We start from the raw sequence: 16,122 nt of genomic DNA, 5'->3' as shown, positions 1-16,122 counted from the left end.
GCACGACCGGCGACGGCGGACCGACGGGCGGGCCGACGGTGCGTGGACACGTCCACGCCGGATACGAAGGGGTGCGTGAGGTCTTCGCGCGGCTGGCGCGGGAGCAGCCGCAGCCGACCGGGCAGCAACTGGCGGTGTACCGCCGGGGCGTGCGGGTGGTGGACCTCTGGGCCGGGCCCGTGACCGACGGGGACACGCTGACCGGCGTGTTCTCGGTGAGCAAGGGCGCGGCCCATCTCGTCGTCGCCCTGCTCGTCCAGGACGGCGTCCTCGACCTGGACCGCGCGGTGGCCGCGTACTGGCCCGAGTTCGGCGCGGCCGGCAAGGACGAGGTCACGCTGCGGCAGCTGCTGGCCCACCAGGCCGGGGTGCCGGGCGTCGACGAGGTCTTCACGATCGAGGAACTGGCCGACGACCGCCTGCTCGCCGACCGGCTCGCCGCACAGGCTCCCTACTGGAAGCCCGGCACGGCCTCCGGCTACCACGGGCTCGTCATCGCCGCCCTCACCGGCGAGGTCGTTCGCCGCGTCACCGGGCGGACCCTCCAGGACTGGTGGGAGCAGCGGGTGCGGCGGCCGTACGGCGTCGACTTCTATCTGGGCCTGCCCGAGGAGTTGGAGCCCCGCTACCTGCCCGTGGAGCCCGCCGTCCCGGACCCGGACGAGATCGTGCCGGAGGTGCCGCGGCTGGTCTCCGTCGCCTTCAGCACCAAGTACATGCCGGACCTGTCCGTCTTCCCGAACTTCCGGCGCACCCGGGCCCTCGGACAGGGCTCGGCGGGCGGGGTCGCCTCGGCCCGCGGCGTGGCCGGCGCCTACGCGGCGGTCATCGGCGGGCTGGACGACAGGCCGGCGCTGCTCACCGCGGACACCATGGCGACGTTCAGCGAGATCCACTTCACGGGTGTCGACGCCGTGGGCGGCCAGGAGAGCCGGTTCGCGCTGGGCTTCCAGGTCTTCGACGACCTTCACCCGGCCCTCGGTCCGGACTCCTTCGGCCACTCCGGGGCGGCCGGCTCCGTCGCCTTCGCGAGCCCGCGCCTCGGCCTCGCGTACGGCTACGTCCGCAGCCGGTTCGCGCTCGGGGAGAGCGCGGACCGGGAGAACAGGCTGCTGATCGACGAGGTGGTGAAGTCGGCGGCCGGCGACCAGGAGTAGCGGCCCGGCCCCGGGGGTCGGCGGACCGGGAAGCCGAACGCCTACCCCCGGTCCTTCAGCCCCGGCGGGATCTCGCGCAGGGCGGCCACCGTCCGGGAGCGGTCGCCGCCCGCGTCGCGGGAGAGCAGGAGTCGTTTGCGCGGGCCGACCTCCCTGGTGTACCAACACGGATGTTCGACCGGCGAAACGGGGAGAGGGGCGGGGATGTCCGAACGGGACGACGAGCAGCGGGAGTTCGACCTGGAGTGGGCCGAGGGGGCCGAGTACAAGGAACCCTCCGCCCGCGCCCGGATGCTCGCCGCGCGCTGGAAGGAGAACCCGCCCGGACCGGTCCCCTTCCGCGCCGACCCCGACCACAGGGGATCCGGCCGCCGGTCGTCGTGGGTGTCCACGGCCGTGGTGCTCGGCTGCGTGGCCGCCGTGATCGTGCTGCTCGGGTACGCCGACTTCCGGTCGTCCTACTAGGACCCACCGGTGGTACCGCCCGGTACCGGGTGGTACCGCCCGGTACCGGGTGGTACCGCCCGGTCTCAGCGGAACGCGTCGACGTTGCGGGCCGCCCAGTCGGCGAAGGGCAGCGGTGCGCGGCCGAGGATGCGCTCGACGTCCGGGCTGACGCGCAGCTCGGCGGGGCTCGGCTCGCCGAGGATGTCCAGGGTGTCGTCGGCGATCTCGGCGGGCATGTTCCGCACCAGGGCGGCCCTGGCCTCGTCGCGGGTCAGCTCGTGGAACGCCACGGGTGAGCCCAGCGCGGCGGCGATGGCCTCCGTCTGCCCGCGCGGAGTGATCACCTCCGGGCCGGTCAGTTCGTACGCGCCGCCGGTGTACCGGTCGTCCAGCAGGCAGGCCGCCGCCACCGCGGCGATGTCCGCCGGGTCGACGAGCGGCATTCCGACGTCGCCGAAGGGCGCGGCGACGACCCGCTGCGCGCGGACGGACTCGGCCCACCACAGTGCGTTGGAGGCGAAGCCGCCGGGTCGCAGGACGGCCCACTCCAGGCCGGACTCCCGCAGTGTGTCCTCCAGCGCGCGCATCGCGATCCGCGTCGCCCCGAAGGGTCGGGTCACCACGCTGAGCGTGGAGAGCAGGACGATGCGCCGGACACCGCTGTCCGCGGCTGCGCCGATGACGGCGGCGGGGTCGGCTCCCGTGGCGTGCAGGTCGCCGGGCAGCAGCAGGAACAGCGACTTGGCCCCGGTCAGCACGGGCTCCAGGCCGGCCGGATCGGCGAGGTCGGCCACCACGTGGCGGACTCCGTCCGGCACCGCCGCCGGACGCCGTGACACCGCCGTCACCTGCTCGCCCGCCTCCGCCAGCGCCCGCGTCAGCGGTCGGCCGATGTTCCCGGTGGCCCCGGTCACCACGATCATGTTCAGCTCCTTGTCGGATGTCCTCCGTATGCCTTCACACTAGGAGCAGGGGCTAACTTTTGGTAAGGACACACTTTGAAGTAAGCTCCTGTCATGACGGAAGGTGTGCAGCGCGGAGAGGCCGGGACCGGTCAGCGCTACGACGTGTTCCGGACGGACTGCCTCGCGCGCGACATGGTGGACCGCGTGACCAGCCGGTGGGGCATCTGGGTGCTGATATCCCTGCGGCGCAACGACCTCCGGTTCTTCGAGCTGCGGGAGAGCATCCAGGGCATCAGCGAGAAGATGCTCGCCCAGACCCTGCGCGCCCTGGTCGAGGACGGCCTGGTCTGGCGGAAGGTCGAGCCGACGACGCCGCCACAGGTCACGTACGGGCTGACCGAGTTCGGCCGGGACGTCGGCGAGCCGCTGATGGACCTGTTCGGCCGGATCACCCGGAGGCTGTCGCTGCCCGGCGCGCCGTAGCGCCGAGGACGCCGGGTGCACACTGGACAGCGGGACGAGTTCGCGACCGCGGGGTGATGCAGATGCAGAGCCGCTTCCACAGCGACCGGCGACTGACCACGCGCATGGGGATCACGCTGTTCCTGCTCGGCCTGCTGTACGTGGGCTTCGTCGCCGCGCTGATCGTGCTGCTGAAGTCCTGGGTCCTCGTCGTGGTGATCGTGGCCCTGATGCTGGGCGCGCAGTACTGGTTCTCCGACCGCGTCGCGCTGTTCGCGATGCGGGGGCGGGTCGTGGAGCGGGACGAGTACCCGCAGCTGCACGCGGTGGTCGACCGGCTCTCGGCGATGGCCGGCATGCCGAAGCCGGTGGTCGCCGTGTCGGCGATGGACATGCCGAACGCGTTCGCGACCGGGCGGAACCCGGACAACGCGGTGGTCTGCGTGACCACCGGCCTGCTGCGCCGGCTGGAGCCGGCCGAGCTGGAGGGGGTGCTCGCGCACGAGCTGTCGCACGTGGCGCACAAGGACGTCGCCGTGATCACGGTCGCGTCCTTCCTCGGCGTGATCGCGGGGCTGATCGTGCGGTTCGCCTTCTACTCCCAGCTGTTCGGCGGCGGACGGCGGGACCAGAACACCCTGGTCGTGTTCGCGGCCGTGATGGGCGTCTCCGCGGCGGTGTACACGGTGAGCTTCGTGCTGATCCGGGCCCTGTCCCGGTACCGGGAGCTGGCCGCGGACCGGGCCGCCGCCCTGCTCACCGGCCGCCCCTCGGCACTGGCGGCGGCGCTCACCAAGGTGACCGGCGACATCGCCCGCATCCCGACCGAGGACCTGCGCACGGCCCAGGCCTTCAACGCCTTCTACTTCACGCCCGCCCTCGGCGCCGAGCCGGGTCTCGGGCGGTTCTTCTCCACCCACCCCGGCCTGGAGCAGCGGCTCGAGCAGCTGGGCCGGATCTCCGCCGAGCTGGGTGAGCCGGCGGCGCCCGGGAAGGCCTGAACCGATGGGCCTGCTGGACATCCTGCTGGGCCGCTCCAAGCCCGTGACGCCCGATCTGGACCGGCTCTTCGCGCTGCCCTCGGCGGCGGTGGCCCTCGAGGCGGCGACCGGTCTCACGCCGACCGGGCAGGGCGCGGTGTGCTTCGCGACGGTAGAGGGCGCCGCCTTCGAGCAGACGCACCGCGAGGTGCGGGCGCTGCTGGACGCGGACGCCGGCCGCACCCCGGTGGAACTGTGCCAGGACTCCTACGGCTACTCCTGGCTCGTCTCGCACCGCTCCCCCGGCGAGCTGCCCCTGCTGGTGAACGACCTGCACGCGGTGAACAGCTCGCTGGAGGTCAACGGCTTCGGACCGCAGCTGCTGTGCTCCCTGGCCGCTTTCCGCCACGACGACGGGCGCCGGCTCGCGCTGGTCTACCTGTACAAGCGGGGCACCTTCTACCCCTTCGCGCCCCTGCCCGGTGACCGGGAGCAGCGGGACACCGCGCTGGAGCTGCGGATACGGGCGGTGCTCTCCGGCGAGCTGCCGGTCGAGGAGGACCTGGGCCGGTGGTTCCCGGTGTGGGGCGCGCCCGGGCTGTGACCGGCGCGGGCCCGGGGAGACGGCAACGGCAGCGCGGGGCGCCGTCGGAAGGAGACGGTGCCCCGCGCCCGCGTCACCGCGAGTACCGCATCAGCGCCCGCACCATGTGGCACGTCGTGTCCGACGGCGGGTGCACGCCGATCGTCTCCGCGGCGCTGCGTATCGTCTCGTTGCGGGCCTGGTTCGGCAGGTAGACGCCGGAGTCGAGCAGGGCGATGGCGAGTCGCATCGCCTTGAGCCGGCGGTTGTGCGTGACGTACCACTCGCGGGGGCGGCCCGCCGGCAGCGGACGCTTCACCACGGGCTGGTACGGCAGGTCGAGCAGGACGGGTCGCTCGGCGGTCGACTGGGTGGGCAAGGGCTTCTGCTTCAGTGCGGCTGCGGACACGGGCATCCTCCTGTCGCGGTCGGGGCGCCGTCCGGACACCCCGGCGACACCCTCGAACACTGCTTCTATTTTACCGCTCCCCACTGACAAAAGCCCCTGGCCACAAGGGCTTTCGGGGGTGCCGAGGCGTGTGGGGAGAACGGGTTCCGCGCCCCTCGGGCTACCGTGTGCGGCATGGAGATCTGGATCAACCCGGCCTGTTCCAAGTGCCGCAGCGCCATCAGCCTGCTCGACGCCGAGGGCGCCGACTACACCGTCCGCCGCTACCTGGAGGACGTGCCGAGCGAGGACGAGATCCGCGAGGTCCTCACCCGTCTCGGCCTCGAACCGTGGGACATCACCCGCACCGGCGAGGCCGACGCCAGGGAACTCGGACTGGAGGACTGGCCCCGTGACGAGGCGTCACGCGACCGCTGGGTCGCCGCGCTCGCCGCGCACCCGAAGCTGATCCAGCGCCCGATCATCACGGCGGACGACGGAACGGCCGTCGTGGGCCGCTCCGAGGACGCGGTACGGGACGCCCTGTCCCGCTGAGCACCGCACCGCCGGTGGCCGGACCCGGGGCCCCCGGCGCGCCCCCTCGACCCGGCTGTGACGCAGGTTACTCCGGTGGATCCCCGTGACCCCTGAGCAACCGCGTTCGATATCTCGTACCTAGCGACGTACGCTCCCCTACCTCTTCAGGAGGCGCGCATGTCGCGCAGGAGAAGTCTCGGTACGAAGAAGAAGATCGCACTGCTGGTGAGCGCCGCGTCGGTGGCGGGCGCCGGGGCCTTCGTGATGGCGAACACCTCGAACGCCGCCCAGACCACCCAGGACGCGCAGACCAGGTCCGCGCAGGACTCCACCGTCTGCCAGGGCCTGGCCACCGCACTCGGCAACAACCAGCGCTTCATCGAGGGCCAGCGGGCCGCACCCGACGCGCAGTCCGAGGCCCGGATCGCCAACCGCGAGGCGGTCGTCGCGGAGATCGAGCGCAAGCAGGAGGCGTCCGGGTGCGCGGTGGGGGAGTCGGCTCAGGACTCCCAGGCCGCGCAGCCGCCGCAGGACGGCCAGGACGCGGGCCAGGACGCCGGGCAGGCGGGAGCCGGGCAGGAAGCGGCCGGTCAGCAGGCCGGGGACCAGGCGGGCGGCGCCGCGCAGGCCGGTGAACAGGTGTGCAACGGCTCCACCGTCACCCTCTCCGGCGAGGGCGGCGCCCCGGCCGCCTCCAGCAACCAGTTCCCCGTGGGCACCAAGCTCAGGGTGACCAACCTGGACAACGACAAGTCCACGACCGTGGAGGTGAACTCGGTCTCCGGCAGCTGCGTGCTGCTCAACGACGCCGCCTTCGAACAGGTCCGGGAGCAGGGCAAGTTCCTGATCCGCCGGGCCCTGATCGAGAAGGTGGGCTGACCCATGACCCATGCTCCATGACCCATGCTCCATGACCCATGCTCCATGACCCGCTGACCGGGTGACTCCCTCTCTCCCCGCCCCCGGCCTCCGCTCGCCCGCACCGAGCGGAGGCCGGGGGTCGTGAGTCGCGCCACACCTTCCCCAGGTAACACGGGGTTCACATACGGGCAACGGACGGGAAATCGCCCGTTGACACTCTGCACGGCAGTAGAGGCGGCGCCTCGATGCCGCAGCGCCGCAGCACCCGCAAGTGCGCCCAGACCCACCCCGAAGGATGTGTCCCCGTGACCTTCAAGGCCGAGTACATCTGGATCGACGGCACCGAGCCGACGGCCAAGCTCCGTTCCAAGACGAAGATCATCACGGACGCCCCGGCCGGTCTGGACGCCCTCCCCCTGTGGGGCTTCGACGGCTCCTCCACCAACCAGGCCGAGGGCAGCTCCTCGGACTGCGTGCTCAGGCCGGTCTTCTCCTGCCCCGACCCGATCCGCGGCGGCGACGACATCCTGGTGCTGTGCGAGGTCCTCGACACGGACCTGACGCCGCACCCGACGAACACCCGTGCCGCGCTGGCCGAGCTCTCCGAGCGGTTCGCCGCGCAGGAGCCGATCTTCGGCATCGAGCAGGAGTACACCTTCTTCAAGGGTGCCCGCCCGCTCGGCTTCCCCGAGGGCGGCTTCCCGGCTGCGCAGGGCGGCTACTACTGCGGTGTCGGCTCGGACGAGATCTTCGGCCGCGACGTCGTCGAGGCGCACCTGGAGAACTGCCTGAAGGCCGGCCTCGGCATCTCCGGCATCAACGCCGAGGTCATGCCCGGCCAGTGGGAGTTCCAGGTCGGCCCGCTGGCGCCGCTGGAGGTCTCCGACCAGCTGTGGGTGGCCCGCTGGCTGCTCTACCGCACCGCCGAGGACTTCGGTGTCTCCGCCACCCTCGACCCCAAGCCGGTCAAGGGCGACTGGAACGGCGCCGGCGCGCACACCAACTTCTCCACCAAGGCGATGCGCGAGGGCTACGACGCGATCATCACCGCCTGCGAGTCGCTCGGCGAGGGCTCCAAGCCGATGGACCACGTCAAGAACTACGGCGCCGGCATCGACGACCGCCTGACCGGCCTGCACGAGACCGCCCCGTGGAACGAGTACTCCTACGGCGTCTCCGACCGCGGCGCCTCGGTCCGCATCCCCTGGCAGGTCGAGAAGGACGGCAAGGGCTACATCGAGGACCGCCGTCCCAACGCCAACGTCGACCCGTACGTGGTGACCCGCCTGCTGGTGGACACCTGCTGCTCCGCCCTGGAGAAGGCCGGTCAGGTCTGATCCGCACCGTCCCGGAAGGGGGCGTCCGCCACGACGGCGGGCGCCCCCTTCGGCGTCGGTCCCCGGCCGACGAGGTGTCAGGAGGACGCCGGCGGACGTCCAAGCAGTGAGAGGAGTCTCCTGAACCGGGCGGCCTTCTGCTTCAATGGACCCATGTCCGCCTTCCAGAAGCACGCAGCGACGGGTCGCCACGACCTCGAGCCCTTCTGGCCCTCCCGTCAGCACCACGACTTCGACCGGGTGTGTTGCCGCGCGACGACCGCGCCGGCCCTGTGAAGCCGTAGTCCCGGCTTTCGCCGACGCGCACGACGTACGTCCCCGACGCCCCGGCCGCCGTGCCGCGGCCGTCGTCCTCCCGACGAACTCCTCGCGCGAAAGAGCTGACCTCTCATGGCGACCACCCGTTCCCTCTCCCCCGCTCCCGCTCCCGCCACCGCCCCCGCTCCCGTCTCCCCGGCCCGCCACCGGCTGCGGGCCGTGGACCGGGACGAGGTGGTGGACGTCAGGGACTTCCTGCCGCCGGGCGCCACCTGGCTGCCCGCTCCCCCGCACACCCTGCCCACGCTGCCGGGCCGACCGCCCATGGTCGGCTACCTGGTGCTCGTCCCCGCCGGCCAGCAGCCGCCCTTCGCGCCGGCGGCCGCACCCGACGAGGCGCGGCAGGACGCGCAGGAGGCCGACGTCCTCGACGACCCGCTGGTGCGGATCGACCCCGCGCGCCGGACCGCCTCCGTGGACGGACGCCGACTCGACCTCACCTACCTCGAGTTCGAGCTGCTCGCCCACCTCGTGGCGCACCCGCACCGGGTCCACACCCGCGACCAGCTCGTCACCACGGTGTGGGGCTACGGCCACGTCGGCGACGGCCGCACCGTGGACGTGCACGTCGCCCGGCTGCGCCGCAAGCTGGGCAACGAGCACCGCCGGACGATCCAGACCGTGCGACGCGTCGGCTACAAGTACACGCCGCCCACCGGACACTGAGGACGCGGGCGCTCTGCCGTCGGCAGAGGACCGTTCCCCGGGGCCGCCGCACCGGGCAGAGTGGTCCGCATGAGGCTACTGGTGCTGGGCGGTACGGAGTTCGTGGGGCGGGCCGTGGTGGAGGCGGCCCTCGGGCGCGGCTGGGAGGTGACCGTCTTCCACCGGGGGCGGCACGCGCCGCCGGCCGGGGTGCGGTCGCTGCACGGCGACCGCACCGCGCCCGACGGGCTCACCGCCCTGGCCGAGGGCACCTGGGACGCCGTCGTCGACACCTGGTCGGCGGCGCCCCGCGCGGTGCTGGACGCGGCGCGGCTGCTGGCCGGCCGTGCCGGACGGTACGTGTACGTGTCGAGCTGCTCGGTGTACGCGTGGGCCCCTCCCGCCGGGTACACCGAGGACGCCCCGCTGGTCGAGGGCGCGGCGGCGGACGCCGGGCGGAGCGACTACGCCCGGGACAAGCGGGGCGCCGAACTGGCCGTCCAGGACGCCTTCGGCGCGGACCGCTCGGTGCTCGTGCGCAGCGGACTGATCCTCGGCCCGTACGAGAACATCGGGCGGCTGCCGTGGTGGCTGGGCCGCGTCGCGCGCGGCGGCCCGGTGCTCGCGCCCGGACCCCGCGACCTGCCGTTGCAGTACGTCGACGTCCGCGACCTCGCCGCCTGGGCCCTCGGCGCGGTGGAGCAGGAGCTGAGCGGGCCGTACAACCTGGTCTCCGCGCCGGGGCACACCACCATGGGCGCCCTGCTCGACGCCTGCGTCCGGGCCACGGGAGGCGCGGCCGAACTGCGCTGGACGGCCCCCGACGCCGTCCTCGACGCCGGTGTCGAGCCGTGGACGCAGCTGCCGGTGTGGGTGCCGCCGGGCAGCGACCTGCACGACGCCCTGCACACGGCCGACGTCTCCCGGGCGCTGGCGACGGGGCTGCGCTGCCGTCCGGTCGCCGAGACCGTCTCCGACACCTGGGCCTGGCTGCGGGCCGTCGGCGGCACGGCGCCGCGGCGCCCGGACCGGCCGCCGGTGGGGCTGGACCCGGAGACGGAGGCGAAGGTGCTCGCGGCGGCCGGGGGTGTACCTGGCACCACCCCCTGACCGGGTGCCCGGCCCCGTGACCCGCCTTCCCGGCTCCGCGAGACTGGGGCCATGAGCTTCGAGACGACGCGCGACGGCAGCAGCGGGATGCGGATACGGGACGTGGGCCTGGCGGCCGTACGGGGACTGGCCCTGGCGCTGGTCTGCCTCCCCGGCGCGGTGCTGTGCTTCTGCCTGACCCTGCTGTCGATCGCACTCGTCCCGATCGGCGTCGGCATCGTCACCACCCCGTGGGTGCTGACGGGGGTGCGGGCCTTCGCGGACCGGCGGCGGCTGCTGGCCGCCGAGTGGGGCGGGGTGCGCGTCCCGCGGACGTACCGGCCGCTGCCGGCGGACGCCAACCCGTGGGCCCGCACCTTCGGCATGCTCGGCGACCCGGCGACCTGGCGGGACTTCCGCTGGCTGCCGGCCGACATGACGGTGGGCTTCGTCACCGCGCTGCTCGCCTTCGCGCTGCCCCTGTATCCGCTGGAGGGGCTCGTGATCGCGGCGGGGCTGTGGCGGGCGATGCCCGACGGCTACTGGTACGGCTTCGTGCACGTCACCGACCAGACCTCCGCGTACTACGCCGCCGCGCTGGCCGTCGTCCTCCTGGTGCCGGCCCTCTGGCTCGCCCCGCGCATGCTGCGCGCCCACTTCCGGCTCACCGCCGGCCTGCTGGGCGGCGGCGAGGGCGAACTGGCCGAGCGGGTGCGCGTGCTGACCGAGACGCGCCGCGACGCCGTCGACACCTCCGCCGCCGAACTGCGCCGCATCGAGCGGGACCTGCACGACGGGGCGCAGGCCCGGCTGGTCGCCATGGGCATGGACCTGGGCACCGTCGAGGCACTGATCGAGAAGGACCCGGCCAGGGCCCGCGAACTGCTGGCGCAGGCCCGGCGGTCCTCCGCCGAGGCGCTGACGGAGCTGCGCGAGCTGGTGCGCGGCATCCACCCGCCGGTCCTCGCCGAACGCGGACTCGGGGACGCCGTACGGGCGCTGGCGCTGCGGCTGCCCGTCCCGGTCGAGACCGACGTGGACCTGCCCGGCCGCGCGGAGGCGCCCGTGGAGTCGGCCGCGTACTTCGCGGTCAGCGAGGTGCTCACCAACGCCGTGAAGCACTCCGGCGCCGACCGGATCTGGGTCGACGTGCACCACGCCGAGGGGCGGTTGCGCATCTCGGTCACCGACGACGGCAAGGGCGGTGCGGTGGCCGGGGCGGGGTCGGGGCTGGCCGGGGTGGAGCGGCGGCTGGGTACATTCGACGGCGTCCTGGCCGTCAGCTCCCCGGCGGGCGGCCCCACCATGGTCACCATGGAGATCCCTTGCGCGTTGTCCTAGCCGAAGACCTGTTCCTGCTGCGCGACGGACTGGTCCGGCTCCTCCAGGCCCACGACTTCGAGATCGCCGCGGCCGTCGAGTCCGGCCCCGAGCTGTCCCGGGCGCTGGCCGAACTGGAGCCGGACGTCGCCGTGGTCGACGTCCGGCTGCCGCCCACGCACACCGACGAGGGCCTGCAGTGCGCGCTGGCCGCCCGCCGGGAGCGGCCGGGGCTGCCGGTGCTGGTGCTGTCGCAGCACGTGGAGCAGCTGTACGCGCGCGAGCTGCTCGCCGACGGCAGCGGCGGGGTCGGGTACCTGCTCAAGGACCGGGTGTTCGACGCCGAGCAGTTCGTGGACGCCGTGCGGCGGGTGGCGGCGGGCGGCACGGCGATGGATCCGCAGGTCATCCAGCAGCTGCTCAGCCGGCGTGCGGCACAGGACCGGCCGCTGGAACGGCTGACGCCCCGGGAGCTGGAGGTGCTGGAGCTGATGGCGCAGGGGCGCACCAACGCGGCGATCGCGGGCCGGCTCGTCGTCACGGAGCGCGCGATCGCGAAGCACACGGCGAACATCTTCGCCAAGCTGAGCCTCGAGGTCTCGGACGACGACAACCGCCGTGTCCTGGCGGTTCTGGCGTATCTGGACCGCGGCCGCTGACCTTTCCCGCGTCCCGCCCGTCCCACAGCCCTCAGTAATTTCCGGAACGGCTGAACATCCTCGGAGCGGCTCCCGTAATCAAGGGAGCCGCTTCACTCAGGTCGGGCGCCTCGGTGCCCGGTGCTCCTCACGAAGAAGTCGGAGGAGTTCCGTGACTCCGCCTCCGTCGACACGGTGGCTTCCGGCCCGGAGGTCGCGGTCCAGCCCGAACCGGCCCCTGACGGGATGAAGGACACATCACCAGAGCAGGGAAGCCCCCTCGGCCCCGGCCGAGCGCCCTTCGCTAGGAGACTGATGGGACGCAACACGAGAAAACGCCGCATGCCACTGGCCGCCAAGGCCGTCGCCGGGGTGGCGGCCCTGGCGCTCGGCGGGGGCGGGCTGGTCTGGGCGAACTTCTACGCCTCCGCCCACGAGGAGCACGGGGGTCACAACCGGACGAGGTCGGCCGGGGCGTGGGTCGCGACCATCGACTGTCCCGACGTGGGCCAGCGGATGCGCGACGTGCCGGACCGGGCCCGCGGTGAGGTGGACGGTGAACTGGCCACGCTGGACAGCCAGATCACCGACGCCTACCAGCGGCTCGCCACCACGCGGCGCGCGCAGGCCGGGGATCCCCGGTTCGTCGACAACGCCATCCTCGGACCCCTCAGGGACCGGCGGAAGGTGATCATCGACCGGATCCAGCTGGAGATCAACCGGGTCGGCGGCCGGGCGGACGACACCCTGGACGACCTGGCCGGCTGCCAGGGCCGGCCCGCGGGCCAGCAGCAGGGCGGTGACGGCCAGGGGGACGGCGGCCAGGACGACGGCGGTGGTCAGAACGACGGCGGTGGCCAGGGCGGTGGAGGCCAGAACCAGGACGACAACGGCAACGGTGTCGCGGGCCCGGTGGCCGACGACTTCATCGACATCAACGACGTCCGGCCGAACTCGCGCAACAGCCGCAACGGCCTCGCCGCCGACGGCGACGGCGGCTCCACCGGCACCTTCACCACCGACTGCGGCGTCAACGAGAACAACCTGTTCAACAGCGACAACCTGATCGCCGCCCCCGGTGTCGACAACGGCGCGCACCACACCCACGACTACGTCGGCAACCAGGACAACAACGCCTTCTCCAGCGACGACGACCTGGCGAACGCCGACACCTCGTGCCGGAACCAGGGCGACAAGTCCACCTACTACTGGCCGGTGCTGCGGCTCCAGGACGGTACGCAGGAGTTCGACGCGGGCGACCAGGGCGGTGGCGCCGAGGGCAACATCGGCCGGATCCTCAAGCCCGCCCAGGCCGAGCTGAGGTTCGTCGGCAGCCGGCAGGGCGACGTGGTGGCGATGCCGAAGTTCCTGCGCATCATCACCGGTGACGCCAAGTCCTTCACCAACGGCGACGCGAACGCCAACAGTTCGTGGAGCTGCACCGGCTTCGAGGACCGGCAGGTCACGGACAAGTACCCGCTGTGCCCCGACGGCAGCCAGGTGGTGCGGACGACCAACTTCCAGAGCTGCTGGGACGGCCGGAACATCGACAGCGCCAACCACCGCACCCACACGGCGTTCGTCGACGAGAACGGCAACTGCCCGGACGGCTTCCAGGCCATCCCCCAGCTCCAGGTCCGCCTGGTGTACGACATCCCCACCCCGGTCGTCGAGAACGGCCAGGTGCGGAACCCGTACGCCGTGGACAGCTTCCCGGAGCAGCTGCACAAGCCGATCACCGACCACAACGACTTCATCAACGTCATGGACGAGAACCTGATGAACAAGGTGGTCGACTGCATCAACGACGGCCGGGACTGCACGTAGTCCCACCGGAGAAACGGACGGAGACGGAGACGGAGACGGGGAGGCCGGTGGCGGGTGTCCGCCACCGGCCTCCCCGTCTCCGCGGGCGGTCAGCTCGCGTGGCCGCCGTGTCCGGCCGGGTGCGTGCCGCCCCCGTGCCGCGCGCCCTGTTCCAGGGTGCCGCCGAGCCGGTCGCGCAGGGCGGTCACGACGTCCTCGTGGCCGACGGCGACCCATTTGCGGCCGACGAGGTAGTAGCCGCCGTAGTCCTTGGCGGTGTCGATCCACTCGCGCTGGCCGCGGTCGGTGGCGAAGGTGGCGAGGACGTACTTCCCGTCGCCCTTCCCGCACAGGGCCTGGCGGATGGTGTCGGCGTCGGTCTGCATGTCCGGGGTGCACTCGGCCTCGGCGGCGAGGTGTTCCAGGCTGCCGGTCGCCGTCGCGGGCACGGCGTCCGTGCCGTCCCCGTCGGCGCCGCAGCCCGTCAGCGCCAGTACCGCCGCCAGGGCGGCCGGCGCGAGCATCGGTCGGGTCAGCCTCATGTGTTCCTCCGGTCCGCTGGGGCGACATGCCGCACGGAGCCCCGGCGAGGGGCCCCGGTCATCGATACGGCGGCGGGGCGCGGAACGCTCAAGGGTTCCCGGGTGACCACGGGCCGGTTGGCTCGTTGCGCTGGACGTGCAGCCACAGGATGTCGCCCCGCGCCCCGCATCGTCCTCGGCCTCCTCGGCCGATCCGGTCGTCGACGTCGAGCAGGCCGAGGCCGCGCTCGTCGAGCACTATCCGGGCCTGGTCCGGCTCGCCTACCTGGTGCTGCCGCCGGACCTCGGCCGCAGCCGCCGGGTGCTGACCGCGCACGCCCTGACCCAGCGCGCACTGCCCCGGAACCGGACGGCGACGCCCGTGATCCCGGCCCAGTCGGCCGGCCGTGAGGGCGACCCGGGGTACGCCCTGGTGCGGCTGCGGGTCGTGCGTACGGCGCTGGAGGCGGGGCTGCCGCTTCGGCGCCGGGCGTGGCCCAGGCGCTCCCAGCTGCCGCCGCTGCTGCCCCAGGTGTGGGGGCTCAAGCTGTTCCCGCGTTCGGGCGGCGCCGACGAACTCGCCCTGGACGAGCGACTGGCCGCCCTGTCCGGTCCGGCCCGGGCGGCGTACGCGCTGCGCGGTCTCGACCGGCTCCCCGACGGCGACGTACGGCGGCTGCTGACGGCCGCCGGGGTCGCCGACGCCGACGCCGCGCTGCGTGAGGCCGACGAGGTGGCGGACCGGTACGCGCTGCTCGGCTCCCCCGAGTTCGACCCCTGCTCGCTGCAGGCCCGGCCCACCGATCTGATGCGGCGCCGGCGGCACGCGAAGGCCGCGCTGGTCGCCGGGGCGGCGCTGGTGGTGTGCGGGGCGCTGCTGGGCCTGCCCGGGGACGGCTGGGGGCCGGACGGCGCCGCCGCCCCGGCGTACGCGCGCAATCCGGCGGCCGAGGCGGCCCTCGACCCCGGCAAGCTGACGCGGGCCGCCCCCGCCGCCTGGAAGACGTCCGCGCGCACCGACTTCTCGGTGTGGCCGGCGCGCGGCGGCCTGACCGGCGACCGGAAGCTGCTGCGCCGGGCGCTCGCCGTCTGGGCCCGCCCCGGCGGGAGCGTGCGGGTCTCGGCGACGGCGGGCACCGCGACCGGCGGACCGGCCGGACCGCCGCAGCTGCTGTACGCCGGGACCGTCGACACGGCACACGTGGTGATCTTCTACGACGGTCTGCGCATCGTCCGCTACGCCGAGCCGAAGGACGGCACGGCGGGCGCCGCCCTCGACTTCGCGCGGGCCGACGGGGCCGGCCGGACGGAGGCGAACGCGGTGGTGCTGGGCCGGACCGACGGCAACGTGCGCTACCTGACGGCGCCCTGGGTGACGAAGGCGGCCGAACGGGACCTGGCGAAGCCGGGGTCCGGCGCGATGGACCTGACGCTGACCGGCGGGGTGACCTCGCCGCTGGCCACTCCGGTCCAGCGCACCGGGGCCTGCACGTCGTGGAACGTGCTCCAGGTGACCGACGGCTCGCACACCCGCCTGCTGAGCGACCTCGGCGAGCTGGTCCCGGCCCGCCTCACCACCGGGCGGCCCGGCAAGACCAAGGACGTCTCCGGTGCCAAGGCGCTGCACGCCTGGGCGCCGTACGCCTGCTCCCTGGGCGCCGTGCGCGGGCAGGGGGTGCGGTCGGTGAACGCCTGGGAGTTCGCGAGCCAGCCGCTGCCCGACGAGACCGGTTCGGGCGAGTGGACGTGCACGCGGGCCGAGACCTGGCGGGGCGACGGGGCCCGGGTGATGGCGCAGTTCCGCACACCGGGCGGGGCGCGGGGCGCGGTGGCCGCGAAGGCCCAGGACGTACCGGCGTGCGGCAAGCGCGACCCGCACGTGCTGGCCGGGGTGCTGTGGAAGTCGGAGGACGGGGACTGGTACCTGCTGGCCGCCGGCAGCCGGGACACGGAGTCGATCGAGGCGACGGGCGGCGTCAGCGGTTCCGCCGACGGCAACCTGCTGACGGCCGGGGCCGAACGGGGCGCGCGGGCCGAGTTGAAGGGCACCCTGGAGGACGGGCGGACGATCGGCGGGCTGCGCTAGACGCGGACGCACCCGCCGGCACCGGCCCCCGATCCCGCCCGT

The 16,122-nt window shown here is 73.4% G+C and carries 18 protein-coding genes; 15 read left to right on the top strand and 3 right to left on the bottom strand.

From position 1 onward, the window contains the following. Positions 1-71 precede the first annotated feature (71 nt). Both JHAT_RS01195 and JHAT_RS01190 read left to right on the top strand, forming a co-directional pair. Entirely contained in the window at positions 72-1,157 is a 1,086-nt protein-coding gene (locus tag JHAT_RS01195; RefSeq protein ID WP_253195361.1) for a serine hydrolase domain-containing protein, read from the top strand. Positions 1,158-1,361: 204 nt separating this feature from the next. Beyond that, a complete protein-coding gene (locus tag JHAT_RS01190; protein WP_077796095.1) occupies positions 1,362-1,622 on the top strand; it encodes a hypothetical protein in 261 nt (86 codons plus the stop codon). 65 nt (positions 1,623-1,687) lie between these two features. Here the strand turns inward: JHAT_RS01190 and JHAT_RS01185 are convergent, their stop codons facing one another. After that, positions 1,688-2,527: an SDR family oxidoreductase gene (locus JHAT_RS01185; RefSeq protein ID WP_077796094.1), complete on the bottom strand. Its 840-nt coding sequence runs from the start codon at positions 2,525-2,527 to the stop codon at positions 1,688-1,690. Positions 2,528-2,620: 93 nt separating this feature from the next. Between JHAT_RS01185 and JHAT_RS01180 the strand changes: the two genes are divergently transcribed. The 3 genes from JHAT_RS01180 to JHAT_RS01170 all read left to right on the top strand — a co-directional run bounded on the left by JHAT_RS01180 (position 2,621) and on the right by JHAT_RS01170 (position 4,555). Further along, positions 2,621-2,992: a helix-turn-helix domain-containing protein gene (locus JHAT_RS01180; RefSeq protein ID WP_077796093.1), complete on the top strand. Its 372-nt coding sequence runs from the start codon at positions 2,621-2,623 to the stop codon at positions 2,990-2,992. A 62-nt stretch (positions 2,993-3,054) separates the two neighbouring features. Continuing rightward, complete coding sequence (gene htpX / locus JHAT_RS01175; RefSeq protein ID WP_077796144.1) at positions 3,055-3,972, top strand: zinc metalloprotease HtpX; 918 nt, start codon at positions 3,055-3,057, stop codon at positions 3,970-3,972. Positions 3,973-3,976: 4 nt separating this feature from the next. Next, on the top strand, positions 3,977-4,555 hold the full coding sequence (locus JHAT_RS01170; protein ID WP_077796092.1) for a hypothetical protein: 579 nt from the start codon (positions 3,977-3,979) through the stop codon (positions 4,553-4,555). A gap of 73 nt (positions 4,556-4,628) precedes the next feature. Here JHAT_RS01170 and JHAT_RS01165 read toward each other — a convergent pair whose 3' ends face one another. Then, positions 4,629-4,943, bottom strand: a complete 315-nt coding sequence (locus tag JHAT_RS01165) for a hypothetical protein (RefSeq protein WP_077796143.1) — start codon at positions 4,941-4,943, stop codon at positions 4,629-4,631. Positions 4,944-5,117: 174 nt separating this feature from the next. Between JHAT_RS01165 and JHAT_RS01160 the strand changes: the two genes are divergently transcribed. The 9 genes from JHAT_RS01160 (at position 5,118) to JHAT_RS01120 (ending at position 13,494) form a co-directional block, all read left to right on the top strand. Then, positions 5,118-5,477: an arsenate reductase family protein gene (locus JHAT_RS01160; protein WP_077796142.1), complete on the top strand. Its 360-nt coding sequence runs from the start codon at positions 5,118-5,120 to the stop codon at positions 5,475-5,477. A 159-nt stretch (positions 5,478-5,636) separates the two neighbouring features. Beyond that, on the top strand, positions 5,637-6,338 hold the full coding sequence (locus tag JHAT_RS01155) for a hypothetical protein (protein WP_077796091.1): 702 nt from the start codon (positions 5,637-5,639) through the stop codon (positions 6,336-6,338). Positions 6,339-6,625: 287 nt separating this feature from the next. Further along, the gene (glnII, locus tag JHAT_RS01150) at positions 6,626-7,657 is read left to right on the top strand and encodes a glutamine synthetase (protein WP_077796090.1); all 1,032 of its coding nucleotides are present in this window, start codon (positions 6,626-6,628) and stop codon (positions 7,655-7,657) included. A gap of 153 nt (positions 7,658-7,810) precedes the next feature. Then, positions 7,811-7,933, top strand: a complete 123-nt coding sequence (locus JHAT_RS35700; protein WP_077796089.1) for a hypothetical protein — start codon at positions 7,811-7,813, stop codon at positions 7,931-7,933. 114 nt (positions 7,934-8,047) lie between these two features. Continuing rightward, positions 8,048-8,641: a winged helix-turn-helix domain-containing protein gene (locus JHAT_RS01140; RefSeq protein ID WP_077796088.1), complete on the top strand. Its 594-nt coding sequence runs from the start codon at positions 8,048-8,050 to the stop codon at positions 8,639-8,641. 69 nt (positions 8,642-8,710) lie between these two features. Then, positions 8,711-9,730 carry an SDR family oxidoreductase gene (locus JHAT_RS01135; protein ID WP_077796141.1) on the top strand — a complete coding sequence of 340 codons (1,020 nt, stop codon included), beginning with the start codon at positions 8,711-8,713 and terminating at the stop codon, positions 9,728-9,730. Between the two features lie 51 nt (positions 9,731-9,781). Further along, positions 9,782-11,050 carry a sensor histidine kinase gene (locus JHAT_RS01130; RefSeq protein ID WP_077796087.1) on the top strand — a complete coding sequence of 423 codons (1,269 nt, stop codon included), beginning with the start codon at positions 9,782-9,784 and terminating at the stop codon, positions 11,048-11,050. Next, entirely contained in the window at positions 11,035-11,688 is a 654-nt protein-coding gene (locus JHAT_RS01125) for a response regulator transcription factor (protein WP_077796086.1), read from the top strand. Before JHAT_RS01130 ends, JHAT_RS01125 begins: the two co-directional genes overlap by 16 nt. A gap of 294 nt (positions 11,689-11,982) precedes the next feature. After that, a complete protein-coding gene (locus JHAT_RS01120; protein WP_077796085.1) occupies positions 11,983-13,494 on the top strand; it encodes a DUF1996 domain-containing protein in 1,512 nt (503 codons plus the stop codon). Positions 13,495-13,583: 89 nt separating this feature from the next. Here the strand turns inward: JHAT_RS01120 and JHAT_RS01115 are convergent, their stop codons facing one another. Then, positions 13,584-14,015: a hypothetical protein gene (locus JHAT_RS01115; protein ID WP_077796084.1), complete on the bottom strand. Its 432-nt coding sequence runs from the start codon at positions 14,013-14,015 to the stop codon at positions 13,584-13,586. Between the two features lie 136 nt (positions 14,016-14,151). On the opposite strand from JHAT_RS01115, the gene JHAT_RS01110 reads away from it, so the two are divergent. Continuing rightward, positions 14,152-16,080, top strand: coding sequence for a hypothetical protein (locus tag JHAT_RS01110; RefSeq protein ID WP_077796083.1), 1,929 nt, complete (start codon positions 14,152-14,154; stop codon positions 16,078-16,080). The last annotated feature ends 42 nt before the right edge of the window (positions 16,081-16,122 follow it).

Origin of the sequence: Streptomyces sp. JHA26 (assembly GCF_002005565.1) — a bacterium.
In the GTDB taxonomy this organism is placed as follows: domain Bacteria; phylum Actinomycetota; class Actinomycetes; order Streptomycetales; family Streptomycetaceae; genus Streptomyces.
This window is presented reverse-complemented; position numbering and strand designations above follow the sequence as displayed.